Annotated in this window: 19 protein-coding genes and 1 tRNA gene; all 20 read left to right on the forward strand. The window is 59.3% G+C overall.

Annotation, left to right across the window (positions count from 1 at the left end):
• The first annotated feature begins 31 nt into the window (after nt 1–31).
• The 20 genes from ACX9NZ_RS01210 to ACX9NZ_RS01305 all read left to right on the forward strand — a co-directional run bounded on the left by ACX9NZ_RS01210 (nt 32) and on the right by ACX9NZ_RS01305 (nt 19,820).
• On the forward strand, nt 32–853 hold the full coding sequence (locus ACX9NZ_RS01210) for a LytTR family transcriptional regulator DNA-binding domain-containing protein (protein ID WP_407496590.1): 822 nt from the start codon (nt 32–34) through the stop codon (nt 851–853).
• A 288-nt stretch (nt 854–1,141) separates the two neighbouring features.
• Complete coding sequence (clpB, locus tag ACX9NZ_RS01215; RefSeq protein ID WP_407496588.1) at nt 1,142–3,712, forward strand: ATP-dependent chaperone ClpB; 2,571 nt, start codon at nt 1,142–1,144, stop codon at nt 3,710–3,712.
• Between the two features lie 126 nt (nt 3,713–3,838).
• Nucleotides 3,839–3,994 carry a hypothetical protein gene (locus tag ACX9NZ_RS01220; protein WP_302742096.1) on the forward strand — a complete coding sequence of 52 codons (156 nt, stop codon included), beginning with the start codon at nt 3,839–3,841 and terminating at the stop codon, nt 3,992–3,994.
• 209 nt (nt 3,995–4,203) lie between these two features.
• A complete protein-coding gene (locus ACX9NZ_RS01225) occupies nt 4,204–5,229 on the forward strand; it encodes a glutamate--tRNA ligase family protein (RefSeq protein ID WP_407496642.1) in 1,026 nt (341 codons plus the stop codon).
• A 121-nt stretch (nt 5,230–5,350) separates the two neighbouring features.
• A tRNA-Ser gene (locus ACX9NZ_RS01230) sits at nt 5,351–5,441 on the forward strand.
• A 331-nt stretch (nt 5,442–5,772) separates the two neighbouring features.
• Nucleotides 5,773–5,928: a hypothetical protein gene (locus tag ACX9NZ_RS01235; RefSeq protein ID WP_158574808.1), complete on the forward strand. Its 156-nt coding sequence runs from the start codon at nt 5,773–5,775 to the stop codon at nt 5,926–5,928.
• 27 nt (nt 5,929–5,955) lie between these two features.
• Nucleotides 5,956–6,819 carry a KilA-N domain-containing protein gene (locus ACX9NZ_RS01240; RefSeq protein ID WP_118653454.1) on the forward strand — a complete coding sequence of 288 codons (864 nt, stop codon included), beginning with the start codon at nt 5,956–5,958 and terminating at the stop codon, nt 6,817–6,819.
• Between the two features lie 252 nt (nt 6,820–7,071).
• Complete coding sequence (locus tag ACX9NZ_RS01245) at nt 7,072–8,094, forward strand: hypothetical protein (RefSeq protein ID WP_294123004.1); 1,023 nt, start codon at nt 7,072–7,074, stop codon at nt 8,092–8,094.
• Between the two features lie 258 nt (nt 8,095–8,352).
• A complete protein-coding gene (locus tag ACX9NZ_RS01250; protein WP_407496585.1) occupies nt 8,353–8,682 on the forward strand; it encodes a recombinase family protein in 330 nt (109 codons plus the stop codon).
• Nucleotides 8,683–8,687: 5 nt separating this feature from the next.
• On the forward strand, nt 8,688–8,981 hold the full coding sequence (locus tag ACX9NZ_RS01255) for a recombinase family protein (protein WP_407496583.1): 294 nt from the start codon (nt 8,688–8,690) through the stop codon (nt 8,979–8,981).
• Nucleotides 8,982–9,209: 228 nt separating this feature from the next.
• Nucleotides 9,210–9,737, forward strand: coding sequence for a transcription termination/antitermination NusG family protein (locus ACX9NZ_RS01260; protein WP_302742092.1), 528 nt, complete (start codon nt 9,210–9,212; stop codon nt 9,735–9,737).
• A gap of 150 nt (nt 9,738–9,887) precedes the next feature.
• Nucleotides 9,888–10,661, forward strand: coding sequence for a sugar transferase (locus ACX9NZ_RS01265; RefSeq protein WP_459389422.1), 774 nt, complete (start codon nt 9,888–9,890; stop codon nt 10,659–10,661).
• Complete coding sequence (locus ACX9NZ_RS01270; protein WP_118653457.1) at nt 10,662–11,435, forward strand: WecB/TagA/CpsF family glycosyltransferase; 774 nt, start codon at nt 10,662–10,664, stop codon at nt 11,433–11,435.
• Nucleotides 11,436–12,485: a polysaccharide biosynthesis protein gene (locus tag ACX9NZ_RS01275; RefSeq protein WP_459389423.1), complete on the forward strand. Its 1,050-nt coding sequence runs from the start codon at nt 11,436–11,438 to the stop codon at nt 12,483–12,485.
• A gap of 1 nt (nt 12,486) precedes the next feature.
• Nucleotides 12,487–13,704: a polysaccharide biosynthesis C-terminal domain-containing protein gene (locus tag ACX9NZ_RS01280; RefSeq protein WP_118653459.1), complete on the forward strand. Its 1,218-nt coding sequence runs from the start codon at nt 12,487–12,489 to the stop codon at nt 13,702–13,704.
• Between the two features lie 4 nt (nt 13,705–13,708).
• Nucleotides 13,709–14,893, forward strand: a complete 1,185-nt coding sequence (locus tag ACX9NZ_RS01285) for a UDP-N-acetyl glucosamine 2-epimerase (protein ID WP_407496968.1) — start codon at nt 13,709–13,711, stop codon at nt 14,891–14,893.
• Entirely contained in the window at nt 14,893–16,158 is a 1,266-nt protein-coding gene (locus ACX9NZ_RS01290) for a glycosyltransferase (protein WP_407496966.1), read from the forward strand. The genes ACX9NZ_RS01285 and ACX9NZ_RS01290 overlap by 1 nt, the downstream gene beginning before the upstream one ends.
• 9 nt (nt 16,159–16,167) lie before the next feature.
• Entirely contained in the window at nt 16,168–17,340 is a 1,173-nt protein-coding gene (locus tag ACX9NZ_RS01295; RefSeq protein ID WP_407496964.1) for a hypothetical protein, read from the forward strand.
• 8 nt (nt 17,341–17,348) lie between these two features.
• Entirely contained in the window at nt 17,349–18,332 is a 984-nt protein-coding gene (locus ACX9NZ_RS01300) for a polysaccharide pyruvyl transferase family protein (protein ID WP_407496962.1), read from the forward strand.
• Between the two features lie 15 nt (nt 18,333–18,347).
• Complete coding sequence (locus ACX9NZ_RS01305) at nt 18,348–19,820, forward strand: lipopolysaccharide biosynthesis protein (RefSeq protein WP_407496960.1); 1,473 nt, start codon at nt 18,348–18,350, stop codon at nt 19,818–19,820.
• Nucleotides 19,821–19,832 lie beyond the last annotated feature (12 nt).

The following is a 19,832-nucleotide window of genomic DNA, read 5'->3' on the forward strand; positions in this document are numbered from 1 at the left end:
TGAGGGGCCTTCGGCTTGGAAAGGAACGGATATGACGGTCTCTATGCCTTCAACTCGTGAGGAGCTCGTGTCCTGCACGAGCGTGATGGTCACATCCTATTTTCACCTCGACAACGAGCTATTCTTCGCCTACCTCGATGAAGACTGCGTGTGGGTTATGCCCAACCATGATATATGCCATGGAATTTTAGAGGCGCGCGCGCAATTCAAGCAGGGCTGGATCATGCCGCGGTTCGAGATATACGATATGCATTTCGAGCTTGTCGAGTCCGTTCTTGGCGATACGGCGGTGGTGATGGGGCCATATCGCCTGCTTTCCGCAAGCGATTCCGAGCAAATCATGGCCATGAGCCAGCATCTCGCTGCTGTTTGGTGCCGGTCAGGGGGTGTGTGGCGCATAAAGTACCTGCATGTTTCCGCCGAATGGTCGGAGACGGTTCGCGGCGAAGTGTATCCCATAGAGCTGAGCCGTCAGACATGGCGCTACGCTCAGGCGATTATCGCTCAGGGTCTCAAAAACGGCCATCAGCCGCTTATGGTCAAGGGCGAGCATGGCGAACTGCTGAGCGTTGATCTCGTAACGGTTTTGCATGTGCAGGCCGCGGGCAAACGATGCACGCTTCACATCGGCGACGACAATGGGAGCCGGACTGTCGAAGCCGCCTGTTCCCTCGCGGAGCTCGAAGGTAAGCTACCAGCGGGGTTCGTTCGTGTGCATCGAAGCTATATCGTTAACCGCGATCACGTGCAGTCTGTAGGGCCAGAAGGCCTTGTGCTTTCCGACGGAACCTGCGTACCCGTGCCAACAAAGAGAAGGGCGGAAATTCGGCGGATGCTCCAGCAGGGCGCCTGAGGTGCGCGCCCGACTTGGCTCCAGGGCATAGCGACGATCTGTGCCAACCTCTAGCACAGGGATGCTTTCACGTGCGTACATAGCGACAGCTATAAGAATTGGCAACCATGGTCTATATGTAGGTCAACTAAGAAAATCTTATATATGTAGACTTAGATTTATGTATAGAACGAGGCTCCATCGGCAACAATACACCTCGATAGAACAACGCGCCGCCCCGTAGGGCGGCCAATGCAGATGTGTAAAAAGGGGACTGTCCCCTTTTTACACATCGAGAGAGGTGATTCCATGAGAATCGACAAGCTTGCCATGACCTCGCGCGAGGCGCTGCAAAACGCCATCGGCATCGCGTCCGACGCGCAGGCAGCATCGGTGGAGCCCATCCACCTGCTCGCCGCGTTGCTCACCGGCGGAGAGCGAAACATATCCGTCATCATCGAGCGCATCGGCGCCGACCCAAAGCAGCTCGCAAGCGCAACTCAGCAGGCTATCGACCGCGCCCCCAAGGTCGAAGGCGCTCAGCAGCAGCTCGGTAGCGATCTCACCCGCGTGCTTGAGCGCGCTGAGAAAAAGGCCTCCAAGATGGACGACAACTTCGTGGTGACCGAGCACCTGCTCATGGCACTGGCGGAGGACAAGGGCGAGGCTGGTCGCATTCTGGCCGCCGCCGGCGTGACCCGCGAGCGCATCGAGGAGGTCTATACGGAGCTCCGCGGCGACGACCGCGTGACTTCGGCGGACTCGAAGACCGAGTTCGAGGCCCTCGAGCAGTATGGTCGCAACATCTGTGACCTCGTCCGCGCGGGCAAGCTCGACCCGGTCATCGGCCGCACTGAGGAGATCCGCCGCACCATTCAGGTCCTTTCCCGCCGTACCAAGAACAACCCCGTGCTCATCGGCGAGCCCGGCGTGGGCAAGACCGCCATCGTCGAGGGCATCGCCCAGCGCATCGTCGCGGGCGACGTGCCCAGCACGCTGCGCGACCGCGACCTCATCGAGCTTGACATGAGCGCGCTCGTGGCGGGTGCCAAGTACCGTGGCGAGTTCGAGGACCGCTTGAAGGCGGTGCTCAAGGAGGTCGAGAAGGCCGAGGGTCGCGTCATTCTGTTCATCGACGAGCTCCACACCATCGTGGGTGCGGGTGCTACGGAAGGCTCGATGGACGCGGGCAACATCTTGAAGCCGGCGCTCGCCCGCGGCGACCTGCACGCCATCGGCGCAACTACGCTCGACGAGTATCGTAAGTACATCGAGAAGGACGCCGCGCTTGCGCGTCGTTTCCAGCAGGTGTTCGTGGGTGAGCCGAGCGTGGAGGACACCATCTCCATCCTGCGTGGCCTCAAAGAGAAGTACGAGATCTTCCACGGCGTGCGCATCACCGACGGCGCCCTCGTGGCGGCGGCAGACCTTTCGAGCCGCTACATCGCCGACCGCTTTCTGCCCGACAAGGCCATCGACCTGGTCGACGAGGCGGCGAGTCGTCTGCGCATGGAGCTCGATTCCATGCCGGTTGAGATCGACGCCATCACGCGCCAGCTCACGCAGATGCAGATCGAGGAGCAGGCCCTCATGAAGGAGACGGACGCCGCCTCCGCCGAGCGCCTGGAAGCGCTGCGCCAGGACATCGCTGAGACGCAGGAGCGCCTCAATGTGGCTAAGGCCGGCTGGCTCAACCAGAAGAACGCCATCGACCGCGTCCAGGAGCTGAAAGCCAAGCTCGATGAGGCTCGCGGCGAGGAGGCGCGCGCCACGCGCGACGGCGACCTCGCTCGCGCGTCTGAGCTGCGCTTCAGCGTGATCCCGGGCTTGGAGGCTCAGGTTCGCGAAGGCGAAGAGCAGCTCGCCGCGCAAAAAGAGGACGAGAGCGCCCTCAAGGAGGAGGTCACGTCCGACGAGATCGCCGAGGTTGTGAGCTCGTGGACCGGTGTGCCCGTGGCGAAGATGATGCAGGGCGAACTCGAGAAGCTGCAAGGCCTCGAGGACGAGCTGCACCGCCGCGTCATCGGCCAGGACGAGGCTGTGCGCGCCGTCGCCGCAGCCGTTCGTCGTAGCCGTGCGGGGCTTTCCGACCCCGATCGCCCCATCGGCAGCTTCTTCTTCCTCGGTCCCACCGGCGTTGGCAAGACCGAGCTCGCCAAGGCGCTCGCCGAGTGCCTGTTCGACGACGAGCGTGCGCTCGTACGCATCGACATGTCTGAGTACATGGAGAAGTTCAGCGTCCAACGTCTCATTGGCGCGCCTCCCGGATACGTGGGTTACGACGAGGGTGGCCAGCTCACCGAGGCGGTTCGTAGGCGCCCCTACTCCGTCATCCTGCTGGACGAGATGGAGAAGGCGCACCCGGATGTGTTCAACGTGCTGCTCCAGGTGCTCGACGACGGCCGCCTCACCGACGGCCAGGGTCGCCAGGTGAGCTTCAAGAACACGATCATCATCATGACGAGCAACGTGGGCTCGAGTGCGATCGCCGAGTACGCCGGTCGCGACGATGCCGAGATGCGCCGCTTGGTGGACGAGGCCATGAGCCATACGTTCAGGCCCGAGTTCCTCAACCGTATCGACGACATCGTGGTGTTCCATCCGCTCGGCATGGCTCAAATCGAGAAGATCGTGGATATCCAGCTCGCCGACGTCCGTGCGCGCTTGGCGAAGGAGCGCATGACGCTTAAGATTTCGCCCGCGGCCAAGCAGATGCTCGCGGCGGGCGGCCTTGACCCCGTGTTCGGTGCGCGTCCGCTCAAGCGCCTTATCCAGCGCGAGGTGGTCGACGCAATCGCGCGCGCCATCATTGATGGCCGCGTGCACGAGGGCGACGAGGTCACGGTGGATGTTGACGGAGATGAGTTCGTCGTCGCGTAACCGTTGCGTGAGCGGCGAATTGCGCGTGCGCACGCGGAGGCCGCGTTTCGCCATGGCGTTGTGCAACGTATACTAAGGAGCCGGGTGCCCGTTGGCGCCCGGCTTCTTTACATGAAAGGGGATGGCATGGTGGACGGCAAACGCGACGAGGTCGAACTGCGGGACGAGGAGACGCTCGACCCTTGTGTCCGCGCGGAGAACGAGGACGATGACGGCTACGATCCGTACTCCGATCGCCGCCCCGACCCCGAGCCGCTCTTCGAGCGCGATCCGTGGGCGTAGCGTTTATCATGGCAGAGCCGGTCGAAGGTGCCCTGGCGGCGCGTAGCGGCAATCGCTGCGGCGCACCGTTTGTCCCGTGTGAGGGTGCCGAGTTCGCGCGGGATCCGGCCTCTGCGCCTGCCGCAGATGCCGTGCTTGCTGCGCGCCCTGTGTATGATGAGCCCTTCGCACCCGTGGTGGGCCGCTTTGCGCCATCGCCCACAGGACGGATGCACCTGGGCAATATTATGGCTTCGCTGCTGGCATGGCTGTCTGTGCGCAGCCAGGGCGGCAAGCTCATCTTACGCATCGAGGACTTGGATGACCGCGCGCGCAGCGGTCCGTGGGCGGACCTGCTCATGGATGATCTGCGCTGGTTGGGCCTCCATTGGGACGAGGGGCCGTATTACCAGACCGGGCGCCTTGACCTGTACGAGGCCGCGTTGACCCAGCTGGAAGACTTGGGGTTGCTGTACCCCTGTTTTTGCACGCGCGCCGAGCTGCACGCCGCGAGCGCTCCTCATGCGAGCGACGGTACCCCCATATATGTAGGTACGTGTAGGGGATTGACGCCCGAAGAGGTTGCCGAGCGCTCCAAGTTGCGTCCGCCTGCCTTGAGGCTGCGCGTGCCTGCCGTGCGCACCGCGCCCCGTTCCGCCGCCAACATTCGCGAGAGTTTACTCTCGCAGGCGAAATTGCCCGATTCTGCCGATTTTTTGCCGCGAGAGTTAACTCTCGCGGGGTATGGCACGCCTCCTGTGCGGAACGATGCGGGGCCAATCCGCTTCGAAGATCGTACCTATGGTCCACAGCAGGAGGTCCTCGCGCAGGAGTGCGGCGACTTCCTCGTGCGCCGAAGTGACGGCGTTTTTGCGTACCAGCTTGCGGTGGTGGTGGACGATGCCGCGATGGGCGTCACGGAGGTTGTGCGCGGATGTGACTTGCTGGGATCGACCGCTCGCCAGTTGTACCTGCAAGACTTGCTCGGCTATAAGCATCCGGAGTACGCGCATGTGCCGCTGCTGGTTGCGCCCGACGGCCGCCGCCTGTCCAAGCGCGACCGCGACCTCGACATGGGGGAGCTGCGAGCCCGGTTTGATACGCCGGAAGCGTTGCTGGGTAAGCTCGCATGTGCCGTGGGGTTGCGCTGTGATGCTGCGCCATGCTCGGCCGAGCGACTCGTTGATGGCTTTACATGGGATTGGGTGCGCGAGCATCCGGGCGACATCGTGGTCGCCCCTGGCTTCTTGGGCTAAAGCGCTGCGGGGTTTTGAGATCTATGGCGGCGTCCGGACGGGGTTTCTGGGCGAGTTTTGAATTATTGCCCCGTACTCTGTTCAAGCCCGGGGAAGTGCGATATCATCGACTAGCTGTTCCGGAGAGCTGACCGAGAGGCCGAAGGTGCTCGCCTGCTAAGCGAGTATGGGCCACAAGCCCATCTGGGGTTCGAATCCCCAGCTCTCCGCCAGTGTGAATGATGCGCCCCCTGAGTTATCGCAGCTCAGGGGGCGTTTTCTTTTTCCTGTATCTTCCTGCCGCATGCCCGAATGGCAACTATTTGGCAATCGCCCCGCGCATGGAAAAGAGAGTCGGAAGTCTTTGGAGAACCGTACGCTATATAAACCGAAAAGACAATTACGAAGAATGAAATATCACTATGTAAAATTGAATACAACGTAAGGAGGCAAGATGGGCATACCCGAGAACATTGATGCCTTGCTGGTAAAGTTCGATCTGAAACCCGAAAGCCTCGCAACGGCTCGGTGGCGGCGGTCTCCATCGACGGCGCGGACTACGTGATGCGCCGCCTGTGCAACACGGGGCGCATCATCGTGCTGTCCCCGGACTCGTGGGACGACTCGTACGAGGACATAGTCATAACGGGGGAGGGGGAGCGCACGGTCGAGTACGTCGGCACCGTGGTCTGGTTCCAGCCCGCCGAGGAGATGGAGTAGGGAAATGGTCGGAGAGAGGAGTTTGAAATGCCGCCGAAGGAGATAAGCGGGAAGATAACTGCGCTCGGGGTTGATATATCGGTCTCATCAACAGGAGATCGAGACGACTATATCTCGCTGACGGATATCGCAAGATATCGCAGCGATGAACCCGGTGATGTCGTGAAGAACTGGATGCGGAGCAGGGAGACCATTGAATTTCTCGGCGTCTGGGAACGTCTTCACAACCCCGATTTTAAAGAGGTCGAATTCGACCTCTTTAGGTTGGAGTCTGGCCGCAACGCCTTCACCATGTCCCCGACCAAGTGGATACGATCGACTGGAGCTATCGGGATAAAGAGCAAAAGGGGCAGGTACGGCAGCGGAACGTTCGCTCACGTCGACATTGCCTTCGAATTCGCGTCGTGGGTGTCCCCGGAGTTCAAGCTCTATGTGATCCAGGACTATCAACGTCTGAAAAGTGATGAGAACAGCCGTTTGTCGCTCGACTGGAATGAGAAGAGGCTGTTCACGAAGATCAACTATCGCATTCATACCGATGCGGTGAAGGAGCACCTGGAGCCGATTGCCCGGGGCAAGGCGAAGCAGTTCGTCTATGCCAATGAGGCCGATGTGCTGAACGTCGCCTTGTTCGGAATGACGGCAAGACAGTGGCGCGATGCCAATCCTGCTGAAAAGGGGAACGTCAGGGATGGCGCGACGCTGCATCAGCTCATTGTGCTCGCAAACCTTGAGAGCATGAATGCACAGCTCATCAAGGAGGGGCATTCCAGAGAGGAGAGGGTTGTCTACCTGAGGGAAATGGCTTCCCAACAGCTTGACGCACTGAGAGAGAATCCGACTATCAGGGCACTTGACGGAGCCGTCCTTCCTCCCGCTGCGGAGGAATAGGCCTCACCGTGGAAGCCAGCCTGCCCTCCTTGAGTTCACGGAGCTTCTGGAAATTACCGAAGGGGTTCGCCTCTCCTAGTCGGGCGCATTTGACGGAAAACCGGATTTGTCCGTCAGAAATATCGAAATTTGACGGACAAACCCTGTTGTCCGTCAGAAGTGACTGATGTTTCAGATCCGGTCTGAAGACGGAATAGACAGGCACGCTATCTTGTTCGGGCAGAACAATACGCTCGGGCCTGGAGGTGCCGCATGTTCGGGAGGTTCGTTGTGGAACGCAGGGAAGTCGTTTATAGACTTGGAGGCGTCGACCCGGATGAAGGGGTCGATGTTTACGATTTAGTCAAATACCTTAATAAGTTCGACGACCTCGTGCGCCTGACTGTCCGAGAGGCAGGATACGACGGTGAGCTCAAGATCAGGGTGCGCCCATTCAAAGAGGGCTCCTTTATCACCGAGTTCATTGTCGAAAGCGGCATCGTAGATTTGCTGACGAGCCAGAACGTCGACGCCGTGCTCAACGCGATCGAGATACTCGGTTTCTGCTATGGCGGAGCGAAAGGCATTCCGTGGATTGTCCGGAAGGTGCGAGGGGCGATCGACCGATTCGTGGACAATGGCGACGGGTCCTACACTTACGGAAAAGGCGACAATGCCGTGACGGTTGATGAGGCCACACATCGGGCGGTGCAGAATCCTACGATTGCTGAGCTATACAGGGATGTGGCGGTCGGTCCTGTCGCGGAGTTTAACGGCACGGTCCAACAGGTGAATATCTACATGCGCAATCCCAAGGAGGAGGACGATGGCCTTGCTGAAGGCTCCTCTTTTTCAAGGGATGACGCAAGCGACCTCAACGCGTATGCTAGGACCGCCTCGTCGGCGGATGAGCTCGAGGTCAGCGAGACGTCGTACATAAATAGGGGGATATGGTTGAGGCCGCTCGCCGGCTCATATGGCGGAGCCGAGAAGGGATATACCTTTCAATTTGGATCGGGCAGCGACGTCCTTACGTACAAAAGCGTGCGCATCGAAGACAAGAGTTTTTTGGATGATCTTGCAGACGGCACCGTTCGCTTCAACGCTGGAGATCTGATTCAGGTTGACCTTGAGGTAACCGAGAGGCGAACTAGGAGCGGGAAGATGAAGAATCCCCAATACAGGATTCTGAGCGTTGCTGATTACAGGCCGTTGAGAGTTTCAAAGCAGGAGACGTTTGCCGACTTTCTCGACAAGAGCGAAGAGGTCAGGTCTTCGAAGGAATCGGAGGAGTGACGAAATAGGTCCCGCGCATATGGGCGGCAACCCTGCGCGAGGCCGTGTGTAGCACCAACCGAATACATCGGAAGGCAAGGTAAGTGCGAATCACGCGCTGGAATGCGAAAAAATGCGAGTGGAGCCCGCCCTCCCGCGGCATGGAAAAGCCGCGTCGGAAGAGGGGCTTAACGCCTATCGATAACCTTCACTTCGAAGCTCATATCGGTTATGAGCGGGAAGAGGGCTTGTTTTCAGCCCCCGATATGAAGGAGGTTCATGATGGGCACCATATACGGTTACGCGCGCGTGAGCACTCGCGAGCAGAATCTCGATCGCCAGTTGAGGGCGCTTGAGGAGTTTGGTGTTCGGCGGGAGCATATCTTCGCCGACAAGGCGAGTGGCAAGAATTTCGACCGGCCGGAGTGGACACGTCTCGTGAGCGTGTTGCGTGAGGGCGACGTATTGGTGGTAAAGAGCATCGACCGACTCGGCAGGAACTACGAGGAGATCATAGACCAATGGCGCGCCCTTATAAAAACCTGCGCGCGGATGTCGTTGTGTTGGATATGCCTCTGCTCGACTCCCGGAACGAGTGCGATGGCGTGACGGGCATGCTGATCTCCGATATCGTGCTACAGCTGCTGTCCTACGTTGCCCAAGTTGAGCGGGAGAGCATTCGGCAGCGCCAACGTGAGGGCATAGTCGCCGCCAAGGCTCGGGGTGTGCGCTTTGGCAGGCCCAAAAAACAACGCCCGGCAGCGTATGGGGTCACGAAAGAAGGGTATCTGGACGGGCGCGTCACTCGCGCCGAGGCAGCGCGACGTCTCGAGATATCGGTTTCGACTTTTGATAAATGGCTGAGGGAAGATGGGGTCAAAAAAGACAACGGGCTGAGGTGTGAATAAGTGCACCTTTTCAAAGCCTTTTAAAACGTACCCATTTTACCAATGATTCCGAAATAAAACCCAGCAATCGACAACTTCATATCTTGTCATCGAGTTGAGTAACCCCTCTCTAAAAAGGTGCACTTTTGCGCGTCGCGTGCGTGCGGGGCTGCACCATCGGGGAGGGCCATGCGAGCCGCTTCGCCACAACTGAGCTTGACACCTGCGGGTTTGCCCGCGGGGCGTCGCGTGCCGCGTGGGAATATGCGTTGGTACCTGGTCCATACGCCCATGAGTATGGAGCATGCCACAGCTGACAAGCTGCTCAAGCTCATCCCGAAAAACCTGCTCGCGGATGCCTTCACGCTTTCAAAGGAGCGCTGGGAAAAGCGCAACGGAGTGTGGTCAATCCGTCGTGTGCAGATGTACCCCGAGTACCTATTTGTCGTATCCAGCGATGCTCACGGCCTGAATAGCGCGCTGCAAAAGCTGAGTTTCCACGTGGACTTGGTGGGGGCCACAGAGCGCTCGATCATGCCGCTTTCGGAAGATGCACGTGCCTTTTTTGAGAGGGTTGCGGGCAGTGAGCGCGTGATCCGCAGCAGCACCGCGGTGATCCTCCATGGCGAGCTGAGCGTCACGGACGGTCCTTTGGTTGGTTGCGAAGCCCTCATTACCAAGGTCGACCGGCACAAGCGCCGCTGCTGGGTGCGCGTGGGAGAGCCCGGACGGGGCTTTTTGGAGACGCTTCCGCTGGACATCCCAATCAAGACATAGGAGCACCCAAAGAGTAAGTCATCACAGCAAAGACGCACGTACATGAGGGGAGGAACCTCCCCGGCAATGAAAAAAGTCCGGGGGGGGGGGCGTTCAAAAGTGACCAATGAGACGCAGAAGACAACGCGGGGGCATGCGGAGGACGAGGGCGTGTCGATAAAGCCCGCCGCAACTTTGGGCAACGTTGCTGTCCCCGCCGATGTGAAGGTTCCCGTTGTTGACACCCGTGAGTCTGTCCAAGAGGGCGAATGCTCCGTGCGTTTGTTATCGCTCATGCGCAACGCCCAGGCCTTCGACCGCGAGCGCCTGTGCTATCGCTTCGTGAAGCGCGCGTTCGACATCGCCTTCTCCGCGTGCGTGATCGCCGCGGCGATCGTGCCGTCCGCGGTGCTGTGCGCCGCGATCGCCGTCGAGAGCCCGGGATGCCCGCTGTACCGCCAGAGGCGCGTGGGGCGCATCGGCGCGGACGGCAGGCCCCGCGAGTTCACCATGTGGAAGTTCCGCTCCATGGTGAAGGGCGCCGACAGGATGAAGGACGCCCTGCTGGCCGAGAACGAGGTCGAGGGGCCCATGTTCAAGATGAGGGACGACCCGCGCGTCACGAGGATCGGCCGCTTCATCCGCAGGCACTCCATCGACGAGTTCCCGCAGTTCCTCAACGTCCTTCTGGGCGACATGTCCGTGGTGGGCCCGCGCCCGCCGCTGCCGCGCGAGGTCGCGCAGTACGACGATTGGGCCATGCAGCGCCTGGCCGTGAAGCCGGGCCTCACCGGCCCCTGGCAGGTGGGCGGACGCTCGGACGTGGACTTCGACGACATGGTGCGGCTGGACCTGGGCTACATCGCGCGCCGCGGCGTGATGACGGATCTGAAGCTCATCCTGCAGACCGTCGCCGTGGTCTTCACCGGGAAGGGGGCGGCGTAGATGCACGGCCCGTCCGACCCGCGGCTCGCCCGAACGCCGATCATCGACGTCCCCATCACCGCCACGAACATGGGCGACGCGCTCGCTTTCATCTCCGAGCATCTTACGGAGATCAAGGGAGAGTACATCTGCGTGTCGAATGCGCACACGACCGTGATGGCCCACGACGATCCGGCGTACTACCGCGTCCAGACCGAGTCCCTCATGTCGGTTCCCGATGGTAAGCCGCTCTCCGTTGTGGGAAGAAAGGCGGTCCCCACGATGAGCCGCGTCACCGGCCCGGACCTCATGCGGGAGGTCTTCGAGGTCTCTGCGGAGCGCGGGTACCGCCATTACCTCTACGGCAACACGCGGGAGAACCTCGACGCCCTCGTGGAGGCGCTTGAGCGCGACTACCCCGGCATCGACATCTGCGGCGCCGAGCCCTCCGTGTTCAGGGATATGACTCCCTTGGAGGAGGCTGAGCTGGCGGGGCGCATCAACCGCACCGAGCCGGACTTCGTCTGGGTCGCGCTGGGCGCACCGCGCCAGGAGTGCTTCTGCCATAGGATGCGCGGCAGCATCGACGGCCTCATGGTCGGAGTCGGCGGAGCGTTCAACATCCTGGCCGGCATCACGCCCGAGGCGCCCGTGTGGATGCAAAACCTCAGCCTGGAGTGGCTCTACCGCCTTATCCAGGAGCCAAAGCGCCTGTTCGGGCGCTATTTCGTCACCAATTCGAAATTCATGTTCTACCAGGTCACCGGTAGCAAGAGGAAGAAGGAGAACAAATAGATGGCTTCGTTCGCAGGCAAGACCCTCATGATCACGGGCGGCACGGGCAGCTTCGGCAACACCGTGCTCAAGCACTTCGTCGACACGGACCTCGGGGAGACCCGCATCTTCTCCCGCGACGAGAAGAAGCAGGACGACATGCGCCACCGGCTGCAGGAGCGCAGCCCCGAGCTCGCCTCCAAGGTGCGCTTCTTCATCGGCGACGTGCGCGACGCCCAGTCCGTGCGCGACGCGATGCGCGGCGTGGACCACGTCTTCCACGCGGCGGCGCTCAAGCAGGTGCCCTCATGCGAGTTCTTCCCCATGGAGGCCGTGCGCACCAACGTCATCGGCACCGACAACGTGCTGCACGCCGCCATCGCCGAGGGAGTGGAGAAGGTCGTGTGCCTGTCCACCGACAAGGCCGCCTACCCCATCAACGCCATGGGCAAGTCGAAGGCCATGATGGAGTCGATCATCTACGCCAACGCCCGCAACGGCGCGGGCCGCACCACCATCTGCTGCACGCGCTACGGCAACGTGATGTGCTCGCGCGGCAGCGTCATCCCGCTGTTCATCGACCGCATCCGCCGCGGCGAGCCGCTCACGGTGACCGACCCCAGCATGACCCGCTTCCTCATGAACCTCGACGAGGCGGTCGACCTCGTGCAGTTCGCCTTCGAGCACGCCGACCCCGGCGACCTGTTCGTCCAGAAGGCGCCGGCCTCCACGATCGGAGACCTGGCCGAGGCGGTCCAGGAGGTGTTCGGGCATGTGGGCACCAAGGTGATCGGCACCCGCCACGGCGAGAAGCTCTACGAGACCCTCATGACCCGCGAGGAGCGCCTGAGGGCCGAGGACATGGGCGGCTACTACCGCGTCGCCTGCGACTCCCGCGACCTCAACTACGACAAGTTCTTCGTCGAGGGGGAGGTCAAGACGCAGGCCGACGAGGCCTACACCTCCCACAACACCGAGAGGCTCGACGTGGAGGGCACCATCGCCAAGATCAAGACCGCCGAGTACGTCCAGTTGGCCCTCGAGGGCCGCGAGCACGAGGCGGTGCAGTAGGATGCGCGTCCTGGTCACCGGCGCGAAGGGGTTCGTCGGCCGCAACCTCTGCGAGGCCCTGAAGGCCATCCGCGACGGCAAGGACCGTCGCGAGCGCTTCCGGGCGCTCCTGCCGCTCGAGGTCATGGAGTGCGACCTCGGGACCACGGCGGAGGAGCTGGACGCGATGTGCGCCCGTGCCGACTTCGTGTTCAACCTCGCGGGCGTGAACCGCCCCGAGGACCCGGCGGAGTTCATGGCGGGCAACTTCGGGTTCGCCTCCGACCTGCTCGCGGCGCTCGAGCGCCATGGCAACGCGTGCCCCGTGATGCTCGCGAGCTCCGTCCAGGCGAGCCTGGTCGGGCGCTACGCGGGATCGGCGTACGGCGAGTCCAAGCTGGCGGGGGAGGAGCTGTTCCGCTCGTATTCAGATCGCACGGGCGCGCCGGTGCTCATCTACCGGTTCCCCAACCTCTACGGCAAGTGGTGCTGCCCCAACTACAACTCCGCCGTCGCGACCTTCTGCGATGCTATAGCAAATGACCGCGAATACACGGTCAACGACCCTTCGGTCGAGCTGGAGCTCCTCTACATCGACGACCTGGTCGCCGAGATGCTCTCCGCCCTGCTGGGGGAGGAGCGCCACTGCGGCTACGACGGGCTTGCGGAGATCGAGGGCGACGACTTCTGCGCGTGCCGTCCCACCGACCGCGCCACGCTGGGCGAGATCGTCGACCTGCTCGAGTCGTTCAGGGCGAGCCGCGCCGACCTCTCGGTGCCCGACCTCGCGGATGGCTCGTTCTCCAAGAAGCTGTGGAGCACGTTCGAGAGCTACTACGACGAGGGCTCGCGGGCCTACGCGCTCAAGGCCAACCGCGACGAGCGCGGCTCCTTCACCGAGTTCCTGCGCACCCCGGAGCGCGGCCAGGTCTCCGTCAACGTCTCCGGGCCAGGCGTCACGAAGGGCAACCACTGGCACCACTCCAAGTGGGAGCGCTTCCTGGTGGTCTCCGGCGAGGCGTCCATCCGCCTGCGCCGCGTCGGCCTGGACGCCGACGGCCGCCCGTTCCCCGTGGACGAGTACCGCGTCTCCGGCGACGACCCCGTGGTGGTCGAGATGGCGCCCGGCACCACGCACTGCATCGAGAACCTTTCTGATACCAAGGATCTCGTAACCGTAATGTGGGCCAACGAGCCCTTCGACCCCGAGAACCCCGACACGTATTACGAGGAGGTCTAGCCCTATGGTAGCCGACTACTCCAACGTCTCTTTTGCCAATGACGGTCGTCTTCGACTCCTTGTCATCGTTGGCACGCGCCCCGAGGTTATCCGCCTGTCCGAGGTCATCAAGAAGTGCCGCCGGCACTTCGACTGCCTTCTGGCGCACACCGGGCAGAACTACGACTACACTCTCAACGGCATCTTCTTCCGCGACCTCGAGCTGGCGGACCCGGACATCTACCTGGACGCCGTGGGCGACGGGCTGGGGGAGACCATGGGCAACATCATCGCCCGCTCCTACGACCTGATGCGGGAGGTGGAGCCCGAGGCCCTGCTCGTGCTCGGCGACACCAACTCCTGCCTCTCGGCCATCGCGGCCAAGCGCCTGCACATCCCGATCTTCCACATGGAAGCCGGCAACCGCTGCAAGGACGAGTGCCTGCCCGAGGAGACCAACCGCCGGATCGTCGACGTGATCTCCGATGTGAACCTCGCCTACTCCGAGCACGCGCGCCGCTACCTCAAGGAGACGGGGTGCGCGCCGGAGCGCACCTACGTCACGGGCTCGCCCATGGCCGAGGTGCTGCGCGCCAACCTCCCCAAGATCGAGGCGTCCGACACCCACGCGCGCCTGGGGCTCGAGCCGAGGAGGTACATGCTGCTCTCCGCGCACCGCGAGGAGAACATCGACACCGAGGCGAACTTCCTGTCGCTTTTCGGCGCCATCAACAGGCTCGCCGAGGAGTACCAGATGCCCATCCAGTACTCCTGCCACCCGCGCAGCCGCAAGCGCCTGGAGGAGACCGGCTTCGAGCTGCACCCGCTGGTGCGCATGCACGAGCCCATGGGCTTCCACGACTATAACCGCCTGCAGATGGACGCGTTCTGCGTGGTCTCCGACTCCGGCACGCTGCCCGAGGAGAGCTCGTTCTTCGCGAGCATCGGAAAGCCGTTCCCCGCTGTGTGCATCCGAACCTCCACCGAGCGCCCCGAGGCGCTCGACAAGGCCTGCTTCACCCTCGCCGGCGTCGACGAGCGCGGCCTGCTGAACGCGGTCCGCACCGCCGTGGCACTGGACGCGGAGGGGTCGCTCCCCCAGGCCCCCGTGCCAGACTACGCCGACGAGAACGTGTCCACCAAGGTGGTCAAGATCATCCAATCCTACACCGGCATCGTGGACAAGATGGTGTGGAGGAAGCGTCTGTAATGGCCTCGAGTGACACTAAAACTGCTGAAGCGCTTGTCGGCGAGGCGTTGACGCTGGGAGAGGGGCTTAGTAGGCCGCTGCGCTACGTTCAGCTTAATAGTTTCTACAACGGGTCGACCGGCTCCATTATGCGCGGCCTTCACGCCCAGCTATCGAATTCCGGTGTTGACTCTTATTGCCTGTGGGGCAGGAGGCATGAAACCATCGACGAGCACATGGCATGCTGCGCATCCAAGCCCGAGGTGTATCTGCACGGCGCGATGACGCGTCTTCGAGACCGGATGGGCTTCTACTCCAAACGCGACACCGAGAGGCTTCTCGCTCGGTTGGACGAGATCGACCCCGACGTCGTCCACTTGCACAACATTCACGGCTACTACGTGAACATCGAGATGCTGTTCGCCTGGCTAGCGGGCCACCATTGTCAAGTGAGGTGGACCCTGCACGATTGCTGGGCCTTCACCGGCCATTGTGCGCACTTCACATATGTGAAGTGCGCACAATGGATGACTCATTGTGCGTACTCGGAGGGCTGCCCGCAGCCGGATGCCTATCCCAGGACAATCTGCAAATCGAACTGCGCGAGGAATTTCGAAGATAAGAGGCGCATCTTTACCAGCGTTCCACCGGAGCGCTTGACGCTCATCTGCCCTTCGCAGTGGCTGGCCGATTTGGTGAGGAAGAGCTTCTTGAAGGACTATCCCATTGAGGTGCGCCACAACACCATCGACAATTCAGTGTTCAAGCCCACTCCGAGTGATTTTCGCGAGCGTCATGGCATCGGCGACCGCTTCATGATCCTGGGCGTCGCGAGCCCCTGGACTGAGCGCAAGGGTCTGGGAGACTTCGTGCGGTTGGCCGGGGAGCTGGATTCCGATAGATATGCCATCGTGCTCGTGGGTCTCTCCGCAAAGCAGATCAAATCGCTCCCGGAGGAGATCATCGGTCTCACGAGGACGGATTCCCCGCAGGAGCTCGCCGGGATCTACACGACCGCGGACGTCTTCTTCAACCCGACAGTCGAGGACAACTACCCGACGGTGAACTTGGAGGCTGAGGCCTGCGGAACCCCGGTCATCACGTATGACACAGGCGGCTGCAGAGAGACGATGCAACTATCAGGATCTGCTTGCGTTGCTGGCTTCACTCAGGCGTTGCATTTCTTCAGAAGTTCCGAAGTGGAGGCTGACGACACCCCCATATTGATCTACGACGTCTCCGGTTGTGCCGAGACTGCCAGCGACTCGCGCTCAATGTGCATTTAGGAGGATCGTATGCTTCTTCTTGTTGCAGCGCTGTTTGGTTCTGCAGTCTTCAATAGCTCCTTTTTTCGCATCGGATCAGGCATGGTCAACATTCTGAGTCTGTTCATTGTGCTTTGCGGAGTAACCTACCTTTTTATGCATTTCTACAATAAAAAGCGCGGTGAGAAATATCTTCCTTCCAGATCGAGCGACCGCTTCTTTTGGATGTTCTTTTATACGGGGGTTATCTCCGTAATAGCTTCTTATCTGGGTTTTTACAAAGCGATTGCTTCGAATGATGTCATGTTCGATTCTTCATTCATCCCTCGACAGGCGTACTATCTCTTTTTTATCCCACTCGTTATCCTTGCCGGTCGTCACGTGCAAACACCGACAATTTTGAAATGGATTCAAAAGAATTATAGGGCCCTTTTCTTTTTGGTTTATCTTGCGTACATTGCAGTTAACAGAACCCCGGCAATCGATGTCCCCTGTTTCTTTTGTCTATCGACACTTTTGTTGATGGGTCGGGAAAGGAATAGGGCGGCAGATGTTGCAATGTTGCTGCTTATAGAGCTTAGTCCCATTGATACGGGCGGAGAAATGACTCAAGCGCTATGTCGCATTGCATGCCTCTTCCTGTTTTTTGCAGAGGAGGGCGGTAAGTTTTTACGCCCCATGGTCTGCTTTTCCGTTGTTGTAGTTCTTGTGTGCTACATACTGCCCTTTATTCCTCTTGAGTGGATTGGTCTAGATGCAAACACTTCATGGAGGCTCCAGTATTGGGGCGATGAGCTTCGTCAGCTTCTAAAAACGTTTGGAGTCGGAGTTGGATTCGGCACCTCTTACGCTACTCAGTCTTTTATTGGGGAAGCTGTTTCCGGTCCTTTTGCTGCGACTGCAGAGTACTCAGTCATGGAAAGGCTATATGTGGTCGGTTGTCACAATTCATTCGTTTCCATTTCTTTCAGGCTTGGGATGATAGGCGCCGTTCTTCTATTGATCTATATCATGAGCTGCTCGCATCGAAGGCTTCCCCGGTCGAGGAGTAATTACTTGACATATTCCATTGTTTCGTCGATTGCGGTGGTTTGTTTTAACGTCGGCTTCGAAAGTCCGATGTATTTCTTCCTGTTCGCTTTCTCGTTCGCAGCGTTCAGTGCCATGACACCAGATCAACAAGTAGCTACCTCACAGAATTAGGAGAGAAAATGCCAAGCCTATTGGGAAGTCGCCACAACAACCAAGTTCTATTCTTTGACCCCGGTTGTGCTACGTTAAACGTAGGGGACGAAATCATATCCGATAGCGCCCGTCATCACTTGGCGCCGTTATTTAATGACAAGTTTATTGTGCGTCTTTCAACGCATCAAAAGACGTCTTTTAGATACAGAAGATATCTTCGCGGGAGCGATATCGGTTTCGTGCTTGGTTCGAACCTACTCAAGCCAAACATGTTGTTCGGCTTTCGGCAGTGGGATGTTTCGTTGCTTGACACGATTCAGGTAGATAACTTGGTGCTCGTTGGGTGTGGCTGGCAGAACTACGACAAGTCGGTCGATTCCTACTCAAAGACCCTGTACCGCCGTTTGCTGTCGGGCGATATGCTGCATTCGGTGAGGGATGAGTATACAAAAAAGAAGCTCGAATCTATGGGGATTCGCAATGTCATTAATACGGGCTGCGCAACTCTGTGGCAGCTGACGCCTGACTTTTGTGCAGGAATACCATCACATTCTGCCTCAGAAGCGGTAACGACCTTAACGGACTATAGACGTGATCCCCAAAATGATAAATCGATGGTTGAGCAGCTAATTGCCACTCATAGAAAAGTGTATATCTGGCTTCAGGGGAGTGGCGATCTCGATTATATCTCCAGTTTGTCCATAGACGGTGATTACGAGCTCATTCCGCCCACGCTTGATGATTACGATGAACTGCTAGAGAAGAACGCTGATATCGAATACGTTGGCACTCGGCTTCATGGAGGAATAAGAGCCCTCCAACACGGACGCCGTTCGCTAATAGTTTCCATCGATAATCGCGCAAGAGAGATGGCACACGATTACGGTCTGCCGATATTGGAGCGTGAAGATATGGCATTGCTAACAGATCTGATTAATAGAAAACGGGAGACGAGGATCAAGATTAACGAGACGGGCATCCAAACATTTTTGAAGCAATTCAGCCGATGATTTATTAGCAAGGGTATGATGGGCATCTTTTCTCGCAAATATAGACAGCTTGCCGTCAATATTGGCTTATTCGCTGTAAATGCTGTTGCAACAAGACTGGTGACTTTCCTACTCGTTCCGCTCTATACGGCATTTATGAGCGCCGGAGAGTATGGCGTTGCCGATATGTCGCTCACGGTCATATCGCTCGTCACTCCACTCGCCACATTGTCGGTGGCGGACGCAGCGGTACGTTTCATCGTGGGGGACAGGGCCCGTGGTGCGGAGTATTCATTCGTCGGCTTCGCGATAACGCTTGCTTCGATCGCACTTGTCGCGCTGCTCTCTCCCCTGCTTGATCTGAGGGTTTTCGGCGGGCTTGGAACATTCAAAGGGTGGTTCGTGCTTGCGTACGCGCCGAGCGCGTTGTTGCAGCTCTGTGGTGAGATTGCGCGGGGAATGGGGGAGATTAGGCTCATTCCCGTTTGTGCGGGGGTATCCTCGTTTATCACCTGTTCTTTGGCTGTCGTCCTCATTGGAGGGCTTGATATGTCGGTCGTCGGGTACTTCGTATCCGTCTCAGTCGGTCCGCTTGTTGCCGTCATGGTCTATCTGTCCACCGGCGGCATGGGAAGGCTCGTGCTCAATGGTGCAAGATCCATTTTCGTTACCGTCGAACGCCGGGCGCATCTCAAAGATCTCAGTTTGCCCATGCTGCGATATGCACTGCCACTCATTCCCAATTCGCTTTTCTGGTGGGTCGGTACCAGCATCAACCGGTTTTTCATAACCGGAATGCTCGGAATCGCAGCGTCAGGCATGTTTGCGGCAGCAGCAAAACTGCCCAACCTGCTCAATACTGCCTACTCGGTTTTTCAGCAGGCATGGCAGCTTTCTGCCTTTCAAGAATCTGGCAAGGAGGGGCTTGGACAGTTCTTCTCACAGGTGTTTTGCGTCCTTCAGGCGACGATGACCGTGCTCTGCGCGCTCATTTCATTTTCTGCGCCGTGGGTTGCCACCGTGTTCTTACAAGGAGAGTTTTATTCTGCCTGGCCTATGATCTCTGTCCTATTGATTGCTAACCTCATGAACGTTTTCAATGCATTCTATGGCACGGTTTATACCACAACGATGCACACCTCCTACATCATGAGGACAACGTTTGTCGGTGCTGCTGTGTGCGCCGTTTTTACTCCAGTCTTTATAGTTCCGCTTGGCACTTATGGCGCATGTGTTGCCTCGGTGGCGGGAAATGCACTTGTTTTCGCTTTGCGCGCCCGCGATTCGCGCAGGTACGTCAAGTTCACGGTCGGTTGGCGAATTTTTCTTCCGACACTTGTTCTGCTCGCTGCTCAGTCATTGGTGACGGCAATGCAAGTTCCTTGTTGGCATGTGATGTCGGGTGTGTTCCTCATTGCCGTTATCGTGCTACAGGGCTTGCAGCTGTTTCCACTGTGCAAAAACATGCTGTTTAATGTTTCGACACGGCGAAAGGAACTTGGAAACTAGTCGTCTCGATTA

The organism is Collinsella sp. BM28, assembly GCF_054551995.1.

Coding starts and splice junctions, on each gene's coding strand:
- ACX9NZ_RS01210 (WP_407496590.1), top strand. CDS start 32: ATGACGGTCTCTATGCCTTCAACTCGTGAGGAGCTCGTGTCCTGCACG.
- clpB (WP_407496588.1), top strand. CDS start 1,142: ATGAGAATCGACAAGCTTGCCATGACCTCGCGCGAGGCGCTGCAAAAC.
- ACX9NZ_RS01220 (WP_302742096.1), top strand. CDS start 3,839: ATGGTGGACGGCAAACGCGACGAGGTCGAACTGCGGGACGAGGAGACG.
- ACX9NZ_RS01225 (WP_407496642.1), top strand. CDS start 4,204: ATGCACCTGGGCAATATTATGGCTTCGCTGCTGGCATGGCTGTCTGTG.
- ACX9NZ_RS01235 (WP_158574808.1), top strand. CDS start 5,773: ATGCGCCGCCTGTGCAACACGGGGCGCATCATCGTGCTGTCCCCGGAC.
- ACX9NZ_RS01240 (WP_118653454.1), top strand. CDS start 5,956: ATGCCGCCGAAGGAGATAAGCGGGAAGATAACTGCGCTCGGGGTTGAT.
- ACX9NZ_RS01245 (WP_294123004.1), top strand. CDS start 7,072: ATGTTCGGGAGGTTCGTTGTGGAACGCAGGGAAGTCGTTTATAGACTT.
- ACX9NZ_RS01250 (WP_407496585.1), top strand. CDS start 8,353: ATGATGGGCACCATATACGGTTACGCGCGCGTGAGCACTCGCGAGCAG.
- ACX9NZ_RS01255 (WP_407496583.1), top strand. CDS start 8,688: ATGCTGATCTCCGATATCGTGCTACAGCTGCTGTCCTACGTTGCCCAA.
- ACX9NZ_RS01270 (WP_118653457.1), top strand. CDS start 10,662: ATGCACGGCCCGTCCGACCCGCGGCTCGCCCGAACGCCGATCATCGAC.
- ACX9NZ_RS01275 (WP_459389423.1), top strand. CDS start 11,436: ATGGCTTCGTTCGCAGGCAAGACCCTCATGATCACGGGCGGCACGGGC.
- ACX9NZ_RS01280 (WP_118653459.1), top strand. CDS start 12,487: ATGCGCGTCCTGGTCACCGGCGCGAAGGGGTTCGTCGGCCGCAACCTC.
- ACX9NZ_RS01285 (WP_407496968.1), top strand. CDS start 13,709: ATGGTAGCCGACTACTCCAACGTCTCTTTTGCCAATGACGGTCGTCTT.
- ACX9NZ_RS01290 (WP_407496966.1), top strand. CDS start 14,893: ATGGCCTCGAGTGACACTAAAACTGCTGAAGCGCTTGTCGGCGAGGCG.
- ACX9NZ_RS01295 (WP_407496964.1), top strand. CDS start 16,168: ATGCTTCTTCTTGTTGCAGCGCTGTTTGGTTCTGCAGTCTTCAATAGC.
- ACX9NZ_RS01300 (WP_407496962.1), top strand. CDS start 17,349: ATGCCAAGCCTATTGGGAAGTCGCCACAACAACCAAGTTCTATTCTTT.
- ACX9NZ_RS01305 (WP_407496960.1), top strand. CDS start 18,348: ATGATGGGCATCTTTTCTCGCAAATATAGACAGCTTGCCGTCAATATT.